The organism is Bradyrhizobium sp. BTAi1 (assembly GCF_000015165.1).
GTDB classification, from domain to species: domain Bacteria; phylum Pseudomonadota; class Alphaproteobacteria; order Rhizobiales; family Xanthobacteraceae; genus Bradyrhizobium; species Bradyrhizobium denitrificans.
Map to the genome: position 1 here is coordinate 664,337 of NC_009485.1, position 15,823 is coordinate 680,159.

Annotated in this window: 14 protein-coding genes; 8 read left to right on the top strand and 6 right to left on the bottom strand. The window is 65.0% G+C overall.

Annotated features, from left to right (window positions below; all coding sequences use genetic code 11):
- Positions 1 to 26: 26 nt before the first annotated feature.
- The 6 genes from urtB (at position 27) to BBTA_RS03075 (ending at position 5,469) form a co-directional block, all read left to right on the top strand.
- Positions 27 to 953 (top strand): urea ABC transporter permease subunit UrtB, encoded by a 927-nt coding sequence (gene urtB, locus BBTA_RS03050; protein WP_012040975.1) that lies wholly within the window; start codon positions 27 to 29, stop codon positions 951 to 953.
- Between the two features lie 34 nt (positions 954 to 987).
- Positions 988 to 2,127 carry an urea ABC transporter permease subunit UrtC gene (gene urtC, locus BBTA_RS03055; protein ID WP_012040976.1) on the top strand — a complete coding sequence of 380 codons (1,140 nt, stop codon included), beginning with the start codon at positions 988 to 990 and terminating at the stop codon, positions 2,125 to 2,127.
- 10 nt (positions 2,128 to 2,137) lie between these two features.
- The gene (gene urtD, locus BBTA_RS03060; RefSeq protein WP_012040977.1) at positions 2,138 to 2,893 is read left to right on the top strand and encodes an urea ABC transporter ATP-binding protein UrtD; all 756 of its coding nucleotides are present in this window, start codon (positions 2,138 to 2,140) and stop codon (positions 2,891 to 2,893) included.
- A 180-nt stretch (positions 2,894 to 3,073) separates the two neighbouring features.
- The gene (urtE, locus tag BBTA_RS03065) at positions 3,074 to 3,763 is read left to right on the top strand and encodes an urea ABC transporter ATP-binding subunit UrtE (protein WP_012040978.1); all 690 of its coding nucleotides are present in this window, start codon (positions 3,074 to 3,076) and stop codon (positions 3,761 to 3,763) included.
- A gap of 35 nt (positions 3,764 to 3,798) precedes the next feature.
- The gene (fmdA, locus tag BBTA_RS03070) at positions 3,799 to 5,028 is read left to right on the top strand and encodes a formamidase (RefSeq protein WP_009031409.1); all 1,230 of its coding nucleotides are present in this window, start codon (positions 3,799 to 3,801) and stop codon (positions 5,026 to 5,028) included.
- 99 nt (positions 5,029 to 5,127) lie between these two features.
- Positions 5,128 to 5,469 (top strand): zinc ribbon domain-containing protein, encoded by a 342-nt coding sequence (locus BBTA_RS03075; protein WP_012040979.1) that lies wholly within the window; start codon positions 5,128 to 5,130, stop codon positions 5,467 to 5,469.
- A gap of 33 nt (positions 5,470 to 5,502) precedes the next feature.
- Here BBTA_RS03075 and BBTA_RS03080 read toward each other — a convergent pair whose 3' ends face one another.
- The 4 genes from BBTA_RS03080 to BBTA_RS03095 all read right to left on the bottom strand — a co-directional run bounded on the left by BBTA_RS03080 (position 5,503) and on the right by BBTA_RS03095 (position 10,146).
- The gene (locus BBTA_RS03080) at positions 5,503 to 6,324 is read right to left on the bottom strand and encodes an MlaD family protein (RefSeq protein ID WP_012040980.1); all 822 of its coding nucleotides are present in this window, start codon (positions 6,322 to 6,324) and stop codon (positions 5,503 to 5,505) included.
- 55 nt (positions 6,325 to 6,379) lie between these two features.
- The gene (locus BBTA_RS03085) at positions 6,380 to 7,096 is read right to left on the bottom strand and encodes a DUF1614 domain-containing protein (protein ID WP_012040981.1); all 717 of its coding nucleotides are present in this window, start codon (positions 7,094 to 7,096) and stop codon (positions 6,380 to 6,382) included.
- Positions 7,097 to 7,209: 113 nt separating this feature from the next.
- Positions 7,210 to 7,776 (bottom strand): class GN sortase, encoded by a 567-nt coding sequence (locus BBTA_RS03090; RefSeq protein WP_012040982.1) that lies wholly within the window; start codon positions 7,774 to 7,776, stop codon positions 7,210 to 7,212.
- 102 nt (positions 7,777 to 7,878) lie between these two features.
- A complete protein-coding gene (locus BBTA_RS03095; RefSeq protein WP_012040983.1) occupies positions 7,879 to 10,146 on the bottom strand; it encodes a marine proteobacterial sortase target protein in 2,268 nt (755 codons plus the stop codon).
- A gap of 200 nt (positions 10,147 to 10,346) precedes the next feature.
- On the opposite strand from BBTA_RS03095, the gene BBTA_RS03100 reads away from it, so the two are divergent.
- Complete coding sequence (locus tag BBTA_RS03100) at positions 10,347 to 11,117, top strand: helix-turn-helix transcriptional regulator (RefSeq protein ID WP_012040984.1); 771 nt, start codon at positions 10,347 to 10,349, stop codon at positions 11,115 to 11,117.
- 266 nt (positions 11,118 to 11,383) lie between these two features.
- On the opposite strand, the gene BBTA_RS03105 is transcribed toward BBTA_RS03100, so the two are convergent.
- Both BBTA_RS03105 and BBTA_RS03110 read right to left on the bottom strand, forming a co-directional pair.
- Complete coding sequence (locus BBTA_RS03105) at positions 11,384 to 12,616, bottom strand: ABC transporter substrate-binding protein (RefSeq protein ID WP_012040985.1); 1,233 nt, start codon at positions 12,614 to 12,616, stop codon at positions 11,384 to 11,386.
- 75 nt (positions 12,617 to 12,691) lie between these two features.
- Positions 12,692 to 14,242, bottom strand: coding sequence for a long-chain fatty acid--CoA ligase (locus tag BBTA_RS03110; protein ID WP_012040986.1), 1,551 nt, complete (start codon positions 14,240 to 14,242; stop codon positions 12,692 to 12,694).
- Positions 14,243 to 14,513: 271 nt separating this feature from the next.
- On the opposite strand from BBTA_RS03110, the gene BBTA_RS03115 reads away from it, so the two are divergent.
- Positions 14,514 to 15,653 carry an acyl-CoA dehydrogenase family protein gene (locus tag BBTA_RS03115; RefSeq protein WP_012040987.1) on the top strand — a complete coding sequence of 380 codons (1,140 nt, stop codon included), beginning with the start codon at positions 14,514 to 14,516 and terminating at the stop codon, positions 15,651 to 15,653.
- The last annotated feature ends 170 nt before the right edge of the window (positions 15,654 to 15,823 follow it).

Here is a 15,823-nt window from a genome sequence, read left to right on the forward strand (position 1 = left end):
CAGCCCGCATCACGAGAGGACGGATCATGTTCGGTGACTATTCCATCGGTGACCTCGGGGCCATCTTCGCGATGCAGGGCTTCGCGGGCCTTATCCTGTTTTCGGTCTATGTGCTGATGGCGCTGGGGCTTGCCATCATCTTCGGCCAGATGGGCGTCATCAACATGGCGCATGGCGAGTTCATGATCCTCGGCGCCTACGTCACCTGGATGACGTCGAACGCCTTCCAGAGTTTCCTGCCCGCGCTGTTTCCCGGCTACTTCTTCGTCGCGATGGCGCTGGCCTTCATCGCCTCCGGATCCCTGGGGATGCTGGTCGAATGGGCGATGATACGACGGCTCTACAAGCGGCCGCTCGATACGCTGCTCGCGACCTGGGGCCTCAGCCTGATCCTGCAGCAGGCCTATCGCTCGGTGTTCGGCGCCCGCGAGGTCGGCGTCGAGCTGCCGGAGTGGATGATGGGCTCCTGGCAGGCCACCGATGCGATCCAGATCCCGATCAACGGCATGTTCGTGATGTGCCTGACCATCCTGATCACGATCGTCGTGGCTTATGTGCTGTTCCTGTCGCGCTGGGGTCGCCAGGTCCGCGCCGTGGTGCAGAACCGCGTGATGGCCGGCGCCGTCGGCATCAACACTGAGAAGGTCGACCGCTACACCTTCGGCCTCGGCTGCGGCATCGCCGGCGTCGCCGGCTCCGCCTTCACGATGATCGGCTCGACCGGTCCGACCGCCGGCCAGCTCTACATCGTCGACACCTTCCTGGTCGTCGTGTTCGGCGGCGCCGCCAGCCTGCTCGGCACCATTGCGTCGGCTTTCACCATCTCCCAGGCGCAGTCGACCATGGAGTTCTTCATGTCCGGCTCGATGGCCAAGGTGCTGACGCTGCTGGCGATCGTCGCCATCCTGATGATGCGGCCGCAGGGGCTGTTCGCCCTCAAGGTCCGCAAATGAGCCAGCTCCGGCAGTCCAACAAGAAAGCACGGCCATGATCATCAACTCGCGCTTTTTCAACCGATCAGAACTCATCGGCTTCGTCTCGCTGCTGCTCCTGCTCGTCGTCATCCTGCCCCTGGCGCTGGATGTGTTCCGCCTGAACCTGGTCGCGAAATATCTGACCTATGCCTTCGTCGCGATCGGCCTGGTGCTGTGCTGGGGCTATGGCGGCATTCTCAGCCTGGGGCAGGGCGTGTTCTTCGGCCTTGGCGGCTACTGCATGGCGATGTTCCTGAAGCTGGAGGCCTCAAGCGTCGCCAACACCAAGATCCAGTCGACGCCTGGCATCCCCGACTTCATGGACTGGAATCAGCTGACCCAGCTGCCGTTCTTCTGGAAGCCGTTCCAGAGTTTTCCATTCGCGCTTGCGGCAATCATCCTGGTGCCGGCGATCTTCTCCTTCATCATCGGCGCGGCGATGTTCAAGCGGCGGGTCGGCGGCGTCTACTTCGCGATCATCACCCAGGCCATCGCGGCCATCATGACGATCCTGATCGTGGGACAGCAGGGTTACACCGGCGGCATCAACGGCATTACCGACCTCCGCACCTTGCACGGCTGGGACATCCGTACCGATCATGCCAAGTACATCCTCTATTTCGTCGAGGTGTTCTTCCTGTTCGTCGCCATCCTGGTGGCGCAGTTCATCCGCCTGACCAAGCTCGGCCGTATCCTGGTGGCGATGCGTGAACAGGAGGATCGCGTGCGCTTCTCCGGCTATAGCGTCGCCAACTTCAAGATCTTCGCCTTCTGTGCGGCGGCGGTCTTTGCCGCGGTCGGCGGCGCGCTGTTCACCCTCGAGGTCGGCTTCATGTCGCCGTCCTTCGTGGGCATCGTGCCCTCGATCGAGATGGTGATCTACACCGCGGTCGGCGGCCGGCTGTCGATCTTTGGCGCGGTCTACGGCTCGCTGCTGGTCAACTTCGCCAAGACCAGCCTGTCGGAGACCTTCCCGCAGCTCTGGTTGTTTGGCCTCGGCGCGCTCTTCATCGCGGTCGTCCTCGCTTTCCCGAACGGTCTCGCCGGCATCTGGGGCGATTATGTGCAGCCGCGCATCGACCGGCTGCTGGCGTCGCGCAGCAAGAAATCCGGCAATGGCGGCCTTGTCGCCAACGGCGCCCCCGCAGAGTGAGGACACAGCGATGCTCATCGGTCATCAGCCCAAGGACTTCCTGCTCGCGGTCGAGGCGCTCACCGTCTCCTTCGACGGCTTCAAGGCGGTCAACGATCTCTCCTTTTATGTCGAGGAGAACGAGATCCGCGTCATCATCGGCCCGAACGGTGCTGGCAAGACCACGGTGCTCGACCTGATCTGCGGCAAGACCAAAGCGACCTCCGGCTCGATCCAGTTTCGCGGCAAGGAGCTGACCAAGCTGCGCGAGAACGAGATCGTCAAGGCCGGCGTCGGCCGCAAGTTCCAGACGCCCTCGGTGTTCGAGGATCTCAGCGTGTTCGAGAATCTCGAGATCTCGTTCCCGCGCGGCCGCACCGTATTCGGCTCGCTGACCTTCCAGCGCGATGCGACCGTGCAGGATCGTGTCGAGGAGGTCGCCGAGATGATCTTCCTCAAGGATCGTCTCAAGACCTCGGCCGCCGAGCTCAGCCATGGCCAGAAGCAGTGGCTCGAGATCGGCATGCTGCTGATCCAGAACCCGGACCTCTTGATGCTCGACGAGCCCGTCGCCGGGATGAGCGTCAGCGAGCGCGCCAAGACCGCCGAGCTGCTCAACCGCATCATCAAGGACCGCTCGGTGCTGGTCATCGAGCACGACATGAAGTTCGTCGAGGACATCGCTCACAAAGTGACGGTGCTGCACCAGGGACAGATCCTGTCCGAAGGCACGATGGACAAGGTCAAGAACGACCCCAAGGTCGTCGAAGTCTATCTCGGGCATTGAGCCGATGTTCGAGACATCAGTCCATCCACACCCTCGCTGCGCCCCCCTCCCCCTTGCGGGGAGGGGTCGGGGGTGGGGGTCCACAACGGCGGTCTCGCCCGGAGCCACCCCCAACCCCTCCCCGAAAGGGGGAGGGGAGAACAGACAGCTCGTCGAAGCAACGAACAGGGAATAGGCGTGATGCTCGCAATCTCCGATCTCCATGTCGCCTACGGCCAGAGCGAGGTGCTGCATGGCCTCAACGTCAAAGTCGCGCCCAACGAGATCGTCGCGATCATGGGTCGCAATGGCATGGGCAAGACCACGCTGATGAAATCGCTGATGGGCATCCTGCCGTCCAAGAGCGGCTCCATCGACATGAACGGCACCGAGCTGTCCGGGCTGAAGAGCTATGAGCGCGTCGCCAAGGGACTCGCTTATGTGCCGCAGGGCCGCATGATCTTCTCGACCATGACGGTCAAGGAGAACATCGAGACCGGCCTCGTCGTCTCCGGCGAGTCCGAGGTGCCCGGTGACATCTATGAGCTGTTTCCGGTGCTGCTGGAGATGAAGGGCCGCCGCGGCGGCAACCTCTCCGGCGGCCAGCAGCAGCAGCTCGCGATCGCGCGCGCGCTCGCCACCAAGCCGAAGGTGCTGCTGCTCGACGAGCCGACCGAGGGCATCCAGCCGTCGATCATCAAGGAGATGGCGCGCACCCTGAAGCGCATCCGCGACGAGAAGGGACTGTCGATCGTCGTTTCCGAGCAGGTGCTGAGCTTCGCGCTCGACATCGCCGACCGCGTGCTGGTGATCGAGAACGGCGAGATCGTCCGTGACGATCCGCGCGATCAGGTCGATGCCGCGCAGGTCTCGAAATATCTGTCCGTCTAACCACTCCGTCCAAGCAGGTAAAAGGGGAGCTTCTGATGCCAGACACATTGATCAAGGTCGATCTCACCAAGTCGGCCTACGAGAACGACAAGGTGCACAACCGCTGGCACCCGGACATTCCGATGGTCGAGTGGGTCAATCCCGGTGATGACTTCATCATCGAGACCTATGATTGGACCGGCGGCTTCATCAAGAACAACGACTCCGCCGATGACGTGCGCGACATCGACCTGTCGATCGTGCACTTCCTCTCGGGTCCGATCGGCGTCAAGGGCGCCGAGCCCGGCGACCTCCTGGTCGTCGACCTGCTCGATGTCGGTCCTCTGAAGGAGAGCCTGTGGGGCTTTAACGGCTTCTTCTCCAAGCAGAATGGCGGCGGCTTCCTGACCGATCACTTCCCGCTGGCCCAGAAGTCGATCTGGGACATCAAGGGCCTGTACACCTCGTCGCGTCACGTGCCCGGCGTCAACTTCGCCGGCCTGATTCATCCCGGCCTGATCGGCTGTCTGCCCGATCCGAAGCTGCTCGCGACCTGGAATGAGCGCGAGACCGCGCTGATTGCGACCAACCCGACCCGCGTGCCGGGCCTCGCCAATCCGCCATTCGCGCCGACCGCCCACGCCGGCCAGGCCAAGGGCGACGTCAAGGCCAAGATCGGCGCCGAGGGCGCGCGCACTGTGCCGCCGCGCGAGCATGGCGGCAATTGCGACATCAAGGACCTGTCGCGTGGCTCGAAGATCTACTTCCCGGTCTATGTGCCCGGCGGCGGTCTCTCGATGGGCGACCTGCATTTCAGCCAGGGCGACGGCGAGATCACCTTCTGCGGCGCCATCGAGATGGCGGGCTGGCTGCACATCAAGGTCGACGTCATCAAGGACGGTGTGGCCAAATACGGCATCAAGAATCCGATCTTCAAGCCGTCGCCGATCACGCCGAACTATCGCGACTACCTGATCTTCGAGGGCATCTCGGTCGACGAGGCCGGCAAGCAGCATTATCTCGACGTCCACATCGCCTACCGGCAGGCCTGTCTCAACGCCATCGAGTACCTCAAGAAGTTCGGCTACTCGGGCGCCCAGGCCTACTCGATCCTCGGCACCGCGCCGGTGCAGGGTCACATCTCCGGTGTCGTCGACGTGCCCAATGCCTGCGCGACGCTCTGGCTGCCAACGGAGATCTTCGACTTCGACGTGATGCCGTCGGCGGCCGGGCCGATCAAGCACATCAAGGGCGATATCCAGATGCCGATCTCGCCGGACAAGTAATTCTTCTCCCTGCGCGATGGGTGCGGGACGGCAGCGGATTTGCCGCCCCGCATCCGCCGCGCGGGACTTGGAGACGATCGTTGCGCAGGAGACGAGACAATGCCGGTTTACGAATATCTCTGTGATGCATGCGGGCCGTTCACCGACATGCGACCGATGTCCGAATGTGATGATCCGCAGGTCTGCCCGCAATGTGCAGATATGGCGCCGCGCGTGATCCTCACCGCGCCCGCCTTCGCCTGCATGCCGGCGGAGCGGCGCACGGCGCATGCCACCAACGAACGCAGCCGCCACGCGCCGCAGACGCTCGCAGAATACAAGGCGAAGCACGGGCCGGGCTGCGGCTGCTGCTCGCCGAAGAAGTCGCCGCGGCTGATGACCAAATCCAAGAGCGGCGCCAAGGGCTTTCCCACGGCGCGGCCATGGATGATCAGCCACTGAGTGAAAGCCATGGGCGGCGCGATGCGCCGTCCCTCAGCGTGACGCGGGCACGCGGCGCGGTCCCGGTGCGGGCTGCCCGCCGAACTTGGCGCTCATCGCATTCGCGCCGTCGCTGATGTCGACCAGCGTCTTACGGCTGTCGTCGATCACCTTGGCGGATTTGCGCTTGAAGCTGTCGACGAGCTCGCGCATCGACTTGATCTGGTCGAACAGCTGGCCGGGATTGCCGTCCGCGAAGCCGGGAATGGTGCCGTCGATCTTGGTCACCAGGGTGTCGAAGCCCTTGAAGATGTCCTCGGCCTTGTCGATCGCGGCGTCGATTGCTGCCGTCTTCTCCTGCAGCGCGGCGGTTTCGGACTGGAAGCTCTGCAGCGCCTCCTTGATCGCCGGGGCGTTGCTGACGACGTATTTATCGATGTTGTGCACCGTCTCGACCATCGTCTCCTGGTCCTTGAGATCGGCTGTCAGCACCGGCACGCCGTCGTGATCGAGCGGCACCGGCGGCGCCGTCGGTGCGCCGCCGACCAGCGAGATCGCGGCGATGCCGGTGAGTCCCTGGAACTCGATGCCGGCCGTGGTGTCCTTGCGAATCGGCGCGGATTTGTCGAGCGTGATCATGGCGACGATCCGGCGCGGACTCTCGAGATTGATCGAGAGGATCTGTCCGGCCTGCACGCCGTCGAAATTGACCGGGCCGCCCTTGCGCAGGCCGGCCGCCGAGCCGCCGTCAAACACCACCCGCATCACGCTGCGCTGCTGGGCGATGCGCGACTTCTGCTTGATCAGCAGGCCGCTGATGCCAGCCGCCACCGCCGCGATCGTCAGGGTTCCAACAATGAGATTGATCGCGCGCATTTGTGTCCGCCGCTGCCTCGGCCGATTTTAGCCGTTAAGCCGCGCTGTTGAAAGCTCAGCGCGCGAGCCCGGGTCGGGACGGGGCGGCGAGGCCGGCCAGCAGCACCGAGAGAATGCCGGTCAGGAAGATACCGTCAAAGGTTCCGGCGCCGCCGATCGAGGCCACGGGGGCGCCGAGGCTGCCGATCTTGTCGAGGTTCATCAGGTCGGCCCCGACCAGCGTCCCCATCGAGCCGCCGATATAGGCCAGCGGCGCGGCATATTCGCGCGACAGCAGGAAGGCCAGGATCGCGGTGACGACGACGGGTGCGAACACCGGCACGGCGATGCCGACGCCCTGCACCGGCGTCGCCATGGCATGGATGATCACCGCGATCACCAGCACGGCGATGACAGCGCGCAGCCACAGCTGGTAGCGCAGCACGAGATAGGTCGACATGATGGTCGGGATCACGGCGCCACCGATATTGACCGCGAGCAGGGTGCCGGGCCATTGATGCACCAGCGGCACGACATATTGCATGCCGAAAAAGTCGATGACTTCGCCGGAGCGGGCGACCGGTCCGGGCAGCATGGTGATCGGGATGTTGAAATAGCTGCCGACCAGCGATCCCAACAGCAGCAGCATTGCGGTGCCCGAGCTGACGCCGAGCTTCATATAGGCGTAGCGCAGGATGCCGAGCTGGATCAGGACGATCAGCGCACCGAAGGCCAGCACCAGGATCGCGAAGAAGGCGGGCGTGATCGGCAGATATTGGATCTGGGAATGCATGGCGGAAGCGCTTGGAATGTGAGCCTGACTGACTCCGCCGTATCATCTCACGGAGCAGGCGGGCTGACAAATGCTCATCCGGCGCCTGGTTCCCTTTGGCTGGCCGTGCTCGTTCATCGCGCGGCGATCAGCGTGGCGTGCAGCACGTAGCGCTCCGGCCCCTGTGTCAGCGCATCGAAGGGCCAGCAGGTCGAGAGCACGAGCTCCGGATTGTCCGTCGTCGGATCGATGCCGGAGGCATCGAAGCGGACGATGCTGAACGCGTCGGCACGGTAACGAAAAGTCTTGCCGTCGCGCCTGACGACCTCGATCTCGTCGCCGATCCTGACGTCGCGCAGGAAGCGGAAATGCGTGTCGCGATGCGCGGAAAAGACCGCGATGCCGCGCTCCCCCGGCTCCGCTGTTCCCTCGACATGGCCGGCGCCGAAGGCCAAGGCCTGGCCGCTGGAGCCGGCCAGCGCGATGGTGGAGACGCCGAGTCGCTTCACGTCGATACGCGCCACCGGGACGGTGTCAGCCCATGACCATGGCTTGACGGAATGGCCGGTGGCGATGGTCTGGCTGAAGGCCCTGTCGAGCAGCACCTGCGCGACCATCGCCTTGGCATGGATGAGGGCGCCGTGGCCGAAGAGGGCGAGGCCAACCAGCGCGACTACGAGCGGGACGACACAGCGGGGCATCCTCTCTCCTTTCGTCATTGCGAGGAGCGAAGCGACGAAGCAATCCAGAGTCGTGGACGCAGCTCCTGGATTGCTTCGCTGCGCTCGCATCGACAGTGCCCCTTAGTTGGCTGTCCGTCGCCGGATAGCGATGAGCCAAATCAGTTCCAGCATCAGGATTCCGAGCCCCAGCAGCATGCTCAGCTCGGCATTCGTCGCCGTCTTCGGCAGGGTGATTGTGGCCGGCGCCGTCGGCACGACCGGCCGCTTCAGCGCGGCGAACTGGACGTCGCCATCCGCTTCGGCACGGCGCTCCTTCGGCACGCCCGGCATCCGGCTGCGCTCGCCGAACACCTTCTCGAAGTCCCAGCCGGCCGGCAGGTTGATTGGCAGCTCGGCGAGCTTGAGCGGCTCGCCGTCGGGGCGCCGCGGGGTCTTGTCGACGGCGACGAGGCTGGTCAGGCGCGTGACCAGCTGATGGTCCAGCGCCAGCCTGAGAATGGCGCCATCGGATTCTTCCGGCGTCATCTGGCGCATCGTCTTCGCCACTTCGGCATCGCCGATCTTGCGCCGGGCCCACAGTTTTGACAGGCCCTTGCCCGCGGCGGCGCCGGCGAGCGGCAGCGTGATGGTCCATGGCTGATCGCCGATCCGCGCCTTGAGCTGCAGCGACCCGGCGAGACGGTCGATCCTGGCGGCCAGCACCAGCGGCTCATTGCGATAGACGTCCGGCAGCACAGCCGGTGTGAGGTCGGCGGAGGCTTCGGAAAACGTGGCGGTCAGGCCAGTCACGACCGGATTCTCCAGCTTGGCGAACAGGTCACGCATGCGCTCCTCGACCTGCTCGACCGAGCCGATAGGGGTGAAGGCGCCGCGGCCGAGCTCGGCGGCGCGCGTCATCAGGTAGGTGTTGGGCGCCGAGCCGATGCCGACCATGAAGATGCGCGAGCGGCCGCGCATCGCCGTGATGGTCTCGAACAGCTGCTGCTCGTTGCCGATGGCGCCGTCGGTCAGGAACACCACCTGGCGCACGCGGTCGCTGTCGCTGCCGTCGTCGGTGAGCGCCGCACGCATCGCCGGCACCATCTCGGTGCCGCCGCGCGCCTCGAGCGCGCTCACGAAGCTGGTCGCGCTGCCGACATGTTCAGCGTCGGCCGGCACCGAGGATGGAAACAGCACCGTCATCGTGTCGTCGAAGCGGATCACGTTGAAGCGGTCATTGGGCTGCAGCCGTCCCAGCGCATAAAGCAGGCTGGCCTTGGCCTGGCGGATCGAGGTGCCGCCCATCGAGCCGGAATTGTCGATCACGAAGATCACGTCGCGCGGCTGCGGGCGCTGCGCTGACGCCGCGACCGCCGGCGGCGTGATAAAGGCGAGCAGATAATCGGCATCGCCGACCTGCTCGTGAAACAGGCCGACCGACGGCATGGCGACAGAAGCCGGCTTCCAGGTCAGCTCGAAATCACGATCGGCCGGCGCCACGCCCTCGGCCAGGGTCACGATCCGCGTCTTCGCATCGGGGCTGTCGATCGTCACCTGGTGATGATGGCTCTTGACCTCGCCGAGCGCGAATCCGGCCTGCAGCCGCACTGTGATCTTGGTGGGATTGACCGGATCGGTCTTGGCGGGGTCGAGCACCTCCGGCGAGATGCGGTCGCGGTCCGGCACCGGATCATTGCTTGCGGCGCTCCAGCCATCGCTGCCGGGACGCAGGTCGACGCTCTGCACGATCGGCGCGGGATTGTAGCGCGGCGCGACGACCAACGGCACCCGCAGCGAGAACGCGCCATCCACCTGCGCCACCGGCTGCTGATATTCGATCTGCACCAGCACGGTCTCGCCGGGGCCGATATTGGCGAGCGAGTTGGTGAAGATGTTCGGCCGCTCCTGCTCGGTCAGCGCGGCGGTCTTGCCGTCGCGCTTGGCCTGCTCGTAGATCACCTTGGCCTGCTCGCGCGGCTTGATGTCGCCGATCACGACGCGATCGCCGACGATCATCTTTAGCGTATCGACCGCGCTATCCGGCGGCAGCGGATAGACATAGACCGCCTCCATCCATTGCGAGCTCGTGTTCCTGAACAGCTGCGTCACGCGCGCCCGCGCCGTTGGGCCGGAGACGATGATGTCGACATCGATGCCGAGCCGCGGCGCCTCGGCATAGCCCGCGTCGGACTTGAACAGCAGCGCGCCGGAGCGCGCGTCGCGCGGCTTGGTCAGCGGAGCTGGCGGGCCTTCGGCCGACCAACCCGGCGTGATGCTGAGAAACAGCGCCGTGAAGCCGACCAGCAGCACCGCGGCGGCCTGCAGCAACAGGAACAGCAGCATGGTCACGATCCACGACCGGATCGGATGGGCACTGCGGCGGATGTCGTAGTCGATCGTCTCACTCATCGGTGGCTCCGCAACGAACAGGATAGGGCAGGCCGAGATTGAGCGCGGTGCCCCGTCGCCGCGAGCGGAATGGTCGGTCTTGTTCGGCCCCCGTCCGCCCGGCATTGTCCGGTGCCGGCCAAGCGCGCGGCTGATCTGTGCGGGTTTGTGCTGATTTGTCCGTCTGCTAGAAGGGGCAACGCCACGCAGCAGGGGACCGCATGTCGATACCGGAGAACGAGCTGTCGGACGAGCTGAGCCGGCAGGTGGCGGAGACCATCCGCGAGGAGATCGCGCGCCGCCGCATGTCACGGCAGGCGCTGGCGGAGCAGGCGAAGCTGAGTCTGTCGACGCTGGAGAAGGCGCTCGGCGGCCGCCGTCCGTTCACGCTCGCGACCATCGTCCGGCTCGAGCAGGCGCTCGGGATGGCCTTGCGCAAGGCGCCGAGCCCGCCAGTTGCAGCACCAGGCGCAAGTGGCGGCATCGCGCCAGATAGCCTCGGCTCCTATTCGCGGCGGGCGGTGGAGTGGATCGAAGGCACCTATGTCACTTTGCGGCCGTCATTCGGCGACAAGGAGGCGATCTACGCCTACCGCACCGACATCGTCTGGGACGATGCGGCCTCGTCCCTGGTGTTTCGCGAGGGCGCGCGGCTGGATGCGGCGTTCACGCAGTTCGGCGAGGTCGCCGTGCCCAACCAGTCCGGTTTCGTCTACCTGGTCACCAACCGCCACGGCCAGCACCGCCTGATCACGGTGTCGCGCCCGACCATCACCGGCGAGATGTACGGCATCATCACGACGCTGCTCGCCGGCCGCGGCTCGCTGCTGACGCCCATCGCGGCCCCCGTCGCGCTGTTGCCGCTGCGCAATGTCGTCGCGCCGAGCTTCGGCCGGCTCGGTGCTGACGATCCACACTTTGCGCTGTATCGCGAGCACCTGCGCAAGACGCTCGAGGAGCCGTTTGCGCTGTTCGTGCAGGGCGTGCCGTGACGTGTGAGAGCACACAACGAACCGCTGTCATTGCGAACAGCAGCGAAGCAATCCAGAGTCCTCGCGTCGCCCTGGATTGCTTCACGCTCGCAATGACGGAGCTCCTGGTCGATGACATCGCGCCTCACGGCTTGCCTGGACTGGCGCCCGCTGGGCGGGACTGATCACTGCGCACCCCGCTTGGTGAGGGGAGGCACGCGAACGCCTGTCGGCGTTCGCTCCGGTCGTCCACCGCAGCTGCAATCGACGCTGCATCGCGCGTCAGCCTAGCCTCCGACATCCGCGCTGATGATGTCGCCGAACAGGTCCCATTTGCCGCCCTTGAACTGCATCATCTTCAGCTGCTCGATCGGGGCGAAGTCGTTGGGACCGGTGTTGACCTTGATGCCGGGGATCAGCGTATCCGGCGCGAAGTCCTTCAGGCTGGCGGCCTGCTTCATGACATTCTCGCGAGTGAGATTGTCGCCGCACTGCTTCAGGGTCTGCACCATCGTCTGCGCCGCGGCATAGCCATAGGCAAGATTGGCGTCGGAGATGTTGGCGCCGGGCATGTACTTGTCGATGAAGGCCATGAACTTCTCCATGCCCTCGTCATCCTTCCACTGCGGATCCGACGGGTCCTTGAGGTAGCCGGCGGAGAGCACGCCCTCGGAGGCGTCAAGGCCGGCTGGCTTCATCACGGCGCCGATCGAGATCGATACGTCGGTCATCAGGTGCATCGGCTTCCAGTCGAGCTCGGCGATCTTCTTGATCGCCTGCGCCGCGAATTTTGGCGTCGCGATGTTGACGAATACATCCGCGCCAGTGCCCTTGACCTTGACGATATGGGCATCGATCGAGGGCTCCGATGTCTCGTAGCTCTCCTCGGCGACGATCATGGTCTTGGCCTTGTCGCCCAGCACCTCCTTGATGCCGAGCAGGTAGTCCTTGCCGAAATCGTCATTGGCATAGAAGATTGCGATCTTCGCGTTCGGCTTCTCCTTGAGAATGTATTTTGCGAAGATCCGGGCCTCGACGCGGTAGCTGGGCTGAAAGCCCATGGTCCAGGGGAATTCCTTCGGCTCATTCCACTTGCTGGCCCCGGTGGCCAGGAACAGCTGCGGTACCTTCTTGGCGTTGTGATATTTCTGCACGGCGGTCTGGGTCGGCGTGCCCAGCGCGTTGAACACCAAGAACACTTCGTCGCTCTCGATCAGCTTGCGGACCTGCTCGACCGTTTTCGGCGGGCTGTAGCCGTCGTCATAGGAGATGAAGTTGATCCGCCGGCCGTTGATGCCGCCCTGATCGTTGATCATCTTGAAATAGGCCTCCTCGGTCTTGCCGATGATGCCGTAGGCCGAGGCCGGGCCGCTATAGGCCTCGACATTGCCGATCTTGATCTCGGTGTCGGTCACCCCGGTGTCGTATTTCTTCTGGGCGAGCGCACTCTGGCTCGCGAGCACGGAGAAGGCGGCCGCGGCCGCGAGAGAGAGCAGAGTCCTGGTCGTCATCGGCAACATTCCCTGGGCTTCCTCTGGTTGGTCTTATGGGTCTTGTTGAGCAGTCATGCACAGCTCTCGCTGGGCATGGGATGGTCACGACGCCTGCTGGACGAGGTCGACCGCTGACGCCGTCGCAAAGCTCTTGCGCAACGTCGGCTTGTGGATCTTGCCGGTGGCGTTACGCGGCAGCGCGTCGACGAAGCGGACCGTTCGCGGGCATTTGAAGCGGGCGAGATTGGCCTGGCAGTGGGCGTGAATCTCAGCCTCGCTCAACGTGTGCCCCGGCTTCACCGCGATGATCGCCATGCCGGTCTCGCCCCATTGCGGATCGGGGATGCCGATCACGGCGGCCTCGGCCACCGCGCCCAGCTGGTGCAGGACGTTCTCGACCTCGGCCGGATAAACGTTCTCGCCGCCGGAGATGTACATGTCCTTCCAGCGGTCGACGATGTAGTAGAAGCCTTCGTCATCCACGCGCGTGGCATCGCCGGTGTGCAGCCAGCCGTCGGTAAACGAGGACCGGTTGGCGTCCGGCCTGTTCCAGTAGCCCGGTGTCACGTTCGGTCCACGGACCCAGAGCTCACCGAGCTCGCCGACGTCGGCATCCGTCCCGTCGGGGCGGACGATGCGCACTTCGGTATGCAGCACTGGCTTGCCGGCGGAGCCGGCCTTGCGCCCGGCATCCTCGCGGTCGAGCGCGAGCACCGCGGGCGAGGTCTCGGTCATGCCGTAGCCCTGCTGCAGCGCGACGCCGCGCGCCTCCCAGGTGTGGAGCAGCGGGACCGGCATCGGCGCGCCGCCGACGCCACCGATCACCAACCGGCTGAAATCGGCGGTCGCGAACGCCGGATGCTGCGCCATGAACTGATAGATCGCGGGCACGCCGAAGAACACATTGATGCCTCGGGCGGGATCGCTGATCAGCTGCAGCGCCAGTCCGGGATCGAAGGCGCGCATGATCAGCACGGTGCCGCCGACATGCATCACCGGATTGGTGTAGCAGTTGAGCCCGCCGGTGTGGAACAGCGGCAGCACGGTGAGCAGAACCGATGACGGCGTGATATAGGCCGGGCCGCCGAGATTAACGCAATTGTAGAACGTCATCCCGTGGGTGATCATGGCCCCCTTGGGCTGGCCCGTGGTGCCCGACGTGTACATGATGGTCGAGACGTCATCGAGCGTGACCGGCTCGATCGTGGCGAGCGGCTTCGCCGCGGCGATCGCCTGCTCGTAGCTGCCGGTGGCGCCGTAGCGCAGTGTCGTCGCGACACCACACAGCCGGCTGACGCTCTGCGCGGTATCGGCGAGGTCGTCATCATGGATCATGACCTTGGGCGCAGCGTCGCCGACGATGAACTGCAGTTCGGGCACTGTCAGCCGGGTGTTGAGCGGCACGAAGATCGCGCCGACGCGGAAGCAGGCGAACTGCACCTCCAGCGTATCGGTCGCGTTCAGCGCCAGCACCGCGACGCGATCGCCCTTGCCGACGCCGCAGACGTCGCGGAGATGACTGGCGAGGAGCCCGACGCGGGCATCGAACTCCGCATAGGTGAAGCGTCGGTTGCTGCCGAGATCGACCATCGCGGTCTTGGCCGGCGTGCGCCGGGCATGATGCGCAATCCAGTCGTAATACCGTACAGGCACGGGGTTCCCTCCTGGTATCAGGCGATCTGATGCCGCCTTGATCGCGATGCGCTGGTCTTATCTGCGCGTCCCATTGACGAGGGGCGATGCGCGCAAGGCCTTTGGCCCGAGTGGGCCGGTGTGTGCATTGCACTGTCTTGCGTCAAGGCGCTGTTGGCGGGCAACCGACGCGTCCCCGCTGCACGCGATTTCAGCAGTCAGCCACTCGACGCAAGGCGTTACCGCCGCTTCCGGCCATTCTGACGAAGCAGCAACCAGAGCTCCGGCACCGATGACCAAGAGTCCGTTCTACACGGCCGAGCACGAGGCCTTCCTCGACGTGGTCAGGCGATTCGTCGAGAAGGAGATCGCCCCGTTCGCGAGCGCGTGGGACGAGGCCGGTGAGTTCCCGCGCGCGCTGTACGCGAAAGCCGCCGAGATCGGCCTGCTCGGACTCGGCTTTCCGGAGGAGTTCGGCGGTGTCCCGGCCGACCAGTTCATGCACATCGTCGCCTCGCAGGAGCTGGCCCGTGCGGGCGCCGGCGGCGTCAGCGCCAGCCTGATGAGCCATTCGATCGGTGCGCCGCCGATCGCGCGCGCGGCGAGGCCGGAGGTCCGCGCCAGGGTGCTGCCGGAGATCCTTGCGGGACGGAAAATCTCGGCGCTCGCGATCACCGAGCCGAGTGGCGGCTCGGATGTCGCCAATCTCCGGACCAAGGCCGTCCGCGATGGCGATCATTATGTCGTCAGCGGCGAGAAGACCTTCATCACCTCGGGCATGCGCGCGGACTATATCACCGTCGCGGTGCGCACCGGCGGCCCAGGGCCGTCCGGGGTGAGCCTGCTGCTCGTTCCTGGCGACACGCCCGGGCTGACGCGCACCAAGCTGAACAAGATGGGCTGGTGGGCGTCGGATACGGCCACCCTGCATTTCGACGGCTGCCGGGTGCCGATCGAGAACCTGATCGGCGAGGAAGGGCAGGGCTTCAAGCTGATCATGCACAATTTCAACAGCGAGCGGATGGGCATGGCGGCGAGCTGCACGGCGTTCGCCCGCGTCTGCCTGGAGGATGCGATCGCCTATGCCAAGGAGCGGCACACCTTCGGCAAGCCCTTGGCGCAGCATCAGGTCATCCGGCACAAGCTGGTCGACATGGCGCAGCGCGTGGCGGCCTCGCAGGCGATGCTGGAGATGCTGGCGTGGCGGCTCGAACAGGGCGATAATCCCGTTGCCGAGATCTGTATGATGAAGAACCAGGCGACGCAGACCATGGCCTGTTGCGCTTCCGAGGCAGTGCAGATCTTCGGCGGCGCCGGCTTCATGCGCGGCATTCGCGTGGAACGCATCTACCGCGAGGTCAAGGTCAACGCGATCGGCGGCGGCACCGAGGAGATCATGAAGGACCTGGCCAGCCGCCAGATGGGATTGTGACGATCCTGCTTCGAATGCCTATGGAGCTGGTCGGGCCGGTTGTCACTATGCGGCCGTCCTTCGAGACGCCCGACTGCGGCGGGCTCCTCAGGACGAGGACTTTTGTTGCGGCGACATGGACGAAGGATCCTCATGGTGAGGAGCACCGCGTCCGGGCCGCAGCGTCATGA